The organism is Rhizobacter sp. P2_H3, assembly GCF_056403355.1.
Genome location: NZ_JBFUFQ010000389.1, coordinates 1 through 3173 on the forward strand (window position 1 = coordinate 1; position 3173 = coordinate 3173).

At 70.6% G+C, this 3173-nt stretch carries 5 protein-coding genes and 1 pseudogene; all 6 read right to left on the bottom strand.

Features of this window, described 5'->3' with window-relative positions:
• On the bottom strand, nt 1-205 hold a 205-nt coding region (locus tag AC1D1T_RS31350), incomplete at its 3' end, for a DUF8684 domain-containing protein (RefSeq protein WP_490363536.1).
• A 69-nt stretch (nt 206-274) separates the two neighbouring features.
• On the bottom strand, nt 275-733 hold the full coding sequence (gene aroQ / locus AC1D1T_RS31355; protein ID WP_047506636.1) for a type II 3-dehydroquinate dehydratase: 459 nt from the start codon (nt 731-733) through the stop codon (nt 275-277).
• A gap of 123 nt (nt 734-856) precedes the next feature.
• Nucleotides 857-1378: a TlpA family protein disulfide reductase gene (locus tag AC1D1T_RS31360; RefSeq protein ID WP_477829119.1), complete on the bottom strand. Its 522-nt coding sequence runs from the start codon at nt 1376-1378 to the stop codon at nt 857-859.
• Nucleotides 1375-1983: a hypothetical protein gene (locus AC1D1T_RS31365; RefSeq protein ID WP_477844001.1), complete on the bottom strand. Its 609-nt coding sequence runs from the start codon at nt 1981-1983 to the stop codon at nt 1375-1377. The genes AC1D1T_RS31360 and AC1D1T_RS31365 overlap by 4 nt, the downstream gene beginning before the upstream one ends.
• 9 nt (nt 1984-1992) lie before the next feature.
• Entirely contained in the window at nt 1993-2766 is a 774-nt protein-coding gene (locus AC1D1T_RS31370; RefSeq protein WP_477829098.1) for a transglycosylase domain-containing protein, read from the bottom strand.
• A pseudogene (gene aroE / locus AC1D1T_RS31375) lies at nt 2763-3173 on the bottom strand (shikimate dehydrogenase); the annotation flags it as partial. The pseudogene aroE and the gene AC1D1T_RS31370, both read right to left, overlap by 4 nt.

Sequence of the window (3173 nt, forward strand, 5' to 3'; positions counted from 1 at the left end):
CAGGGGCGGCGGCCACCGGCGCGGCGGGCGCAGCGGCAGCGGCCGGGGCCAGCACCGGGGCGGCGTAGGCCACCGGGCCTGCCGCGACGAGGGTCGGGTCGGCCTTGACGATCCGGACCTTGCCGTCCGCCTCGGTGATCTCCAGTTCAGAGATGTTCGATTCGGACACGAGATCGATCAGGGTCTTCAGTTTGCGCAGGTCCATGGGTTCTCCAACTTCTGTCGTCGTTGTTGTCGGGCGCCCGCGGTCGATCGGACCGTTGGCGCCGTGGGGTCAGGCCGTCCGCTGGGGAGGGCGCTTCGCGTCACGCTGCAGCACGTGGCGCAGGGCGCAGGCATAGCCGTCTGCGCCCAGGCCGACGATCACGCCGTCGGCCAGGTCCGAGAAATAGGAATGGTGGCGGAAGGCTTCGCGCCGGTGCACGTTCGACAGGTGCACTTCGATGAACGGGATCGCGACGCCGGCCAGCGCATCGCGCAACGCGACGCTGGTGTGCGTGAGCGCGCCCGGGTTGATCAGGATGAACTGCGTGCCGTCGAGCCGCGCGGCGTGCACGCGGTCGATCAGCGCGCCTTCATGGTTGCTCTGGAAGCTCACCAGCGTCGAACCGGCCTGCGACGCGATCTCTGCGAGATCGGCATCGATCTGCGCCAAAGTCGTCGCGCCATAGACCTCCGGCTCGCGTGTGCCGAGCAGGTTCAGGTTCGGGCCGTGCAGGACCAGGATGTGCATGAAACGCGGATCGGGTGCCTGGAGTGGGCGGCCCGGAATTTTGCGAAGGCTGAACTTTACGCGCTTTAGGGGCCGAAGACTGCAATATAGAAAAATCTCGGCCGAATGGAACCCGGCGGCCCCTCAGCCGAGCTGTTGCACCCAGGCGGCCAGGTCCTGCTCGCCGATGCTGCCCAGTTTGCGCGCGATGATGCGCCCATCGCGGCCGAAGACGGCACTGAACGGCAGCCCGCCGCGCTCGTTGCCGAGCGAGCGGGCCAGGTCGACGCCGGTCAGACCGGCCAGGCCGACCGGGAAGCTCACCGGCACCTTCTTCAGGAACTCCCGGACCGGGGTCGGGCTGTCGACCGCCAGGCCGACCACGCGCCAGCCGGCCGGCTGGTGGCTGCGCTGGAAGGCGTCGAGCAGCGGCATCTCCTTGACGCAAGGCGCGCACCAGGTGGCCCAGAAGTTCAGCAGCAGCGGCTGGCCGCGCAGTCCGGCCAGCGGCAGCGAGCCGCCTTCGGGCCGGTCGAACTGCAAATCCCACAGCGCCCGTTCGGCTTCGGGCAGGGCGTTGCTGCGTTCGCGCCACCAGCCGAAACCGGCACCGGCGGCCAGTGCGATGCCGGCGACGCCGATCGTCAATGCATGGCGACGGTTCATGCGGCCCCCTCGTCCGATGCCAGCAGCCGACGCAATCCGGCCAGATCGCCGCGTTCGCTGCGGCCGCGGCTGTCGGGTTTCAGCGCACCGCGCAGGTCGTCGCGGTCCAGGATGGTCAGGTGCACGGTCACTTCCTCGCCGAGTGCGGCGCTCGGGCTGCTGACGGTCAGCACGTCGATCTGCTCGCCGCGCGGGCCATCGAGGCTGCCGACGTCGTAGTCGACGCGCCGGTCGATCAGCGCGAGTTCGGCCTGCTTCGAGTCGTCGCAGAACAGTTCCAGCCGCACGCTGTTGAGCCGCGTCGCGGTGCCGCGCCAGACGGCGCCATACAAATGCGGGCGGAATTCCTGCAGCCGCTCCATCCACAGCAGCGCCACCTCGCGCAACGCGCGCAATTCGGCGGGTTGGGTGTCGGCGCAGAAGAGTGCGATGTAGGCCCGGACCTCGTCCTCGACCTGGTCGTTGTCGGGCAGGTCGACCTGCCGCGTGCCGCGCTTGCCGAGGTCGCGCGCGGCGCGGCGCTTGGCCGGCCCGTACTCCATGCCCTCCTCGACGATCAGCCGGGCGGCCGCGCTGGCGAGTTCAGTACTGAGGTCGGAGGGCATCGGGGGATTCTAGGGAAGGTCGACCGCCCCCATGCGCGACACGACCGTGCCGGCCCGGCCGACCACGTACGGCGAGCCCGGCCGCTTCTCGAAGCGCTTCGGCGCCGGCAGCATCACCGCCAGGCGCGCGGCCTGCGCCGGTGCGAGCCGGGCCGCGTCGACGCGGAAGTAGTGCCGCGCCGCGGCCTGCGCGCCGAACACGCCTTCGCCCCATTCGACGTTGTTCAGGTAGATCTCGAGGATGCGCTGCTTCGACAGCAGCGCCTCCAGCATGAAGGTGATGACGAACTCCTGCGCCTTGCGGGGCAGGCTGCGTTCGCTGCCGAGGAACAGGTTCTTCGCGAGCTGCTGCGTGATCGTCGAGCCGCCGATGATCTTCGGCTCGGCACGCCGCGCTGGCGTGGCGCGCGCCTTGGCCGGCCGCTGCTCGATGCGCTCGTTGATCCGCTCGGCCCGCGCCTCGGCCCGCTGGTTCTTCTCCCAGGCCTTCTCGACCGCATCCCATTCGACGCCGCTGTGCTCGGTGAAGCCGGCATCCTCCGACGCGATCACCGCCCGCTTCAGCGTGTCGGCGATGTGGTCGTAGGGCTGCCACTCCTGGCTCCACAGGATCTGGTGCTGCTCGGTCAGCAGCCGCCAGGCCTCGGAGCGCTGGAAGGTGGTCGACTGCGGATCGACGACGGCCATCAGCGCGACGCGCGCGAGGAAGTACAGCTGCAGCGCGAGCACCGACAGCACCAGCAGCGCGATCAGCCGCGCGATCTGTCGGACCGCGTTCTTCATGTGGCGGTTGCGGACAGCCGGGCCTGCAGCTCGGCCAGCACCGGCGCGGTGTCCGGCCGCACGCCGCGCCAGACGAAGAACGCCTCGCCGGCCTGCTCGACCAGCATGCCCAGCCCGTCGCGGCCGACCGCGCCGTGCCGTGCCGCCCAGCCGATGAAGCCGGCCGCGGCCGGGCCGTACATCATGTCCAGCGCCAGCGTGCCGGCACGCAGCACGCGCGGCGACACCGGCACCTCGGCGCCTTGCAGGCTGCTCGCGCTGGCGTTGACGACAACGTCGAAGGCCTCGCCGCAGTCGGCCAGGCCGGTGGCGCGCAGCTCGACATCGGCGCCGCGCGCCGGCGCGGCATGGCGTGCCGCCAGCGCCCGTGCCTTGTCGACGCTGCGGTTGGCCAGCACCAGCTGCGC